This is a genomic window from Prevotella sp. HJM029 (assembly GCF_000599605.1).
Taxonomy (GTDB): domain Bacteria; phylum Bacteroidota; class Bacteroidia; order Bacteroidales; family Bacteroidaceae; genus Prevotella.
Map to the genome: position 1 here is coordinate 591 of NZ_KK082671.1, position 254 is coordinate 844.

The following is a 254-nucleotide window of genomic DNA, read 5'->3' on the forward strand; positions in this document are numbered from 1 at the left end:
GACAGGCTTGGAATGAGTAAATGGCATACAAACAAAAAAGCGTTCGCTTGATTGCTCAAATGAACGCTTCGTAAGAAAAAAGGCGGCTACCTACTCTCCCGCATTGCCCTATTTGACACGGTGTACCATCAGTGTATGGACGATACGGTGACAGCAATTTTCCATATTGCACAAAATAACAACTAAAAAAGCGTTCACTTGATTGCTCAAATGAACGCTTCGTTAAGAAAAAAGGCGGCTACCTACTCTCCCGC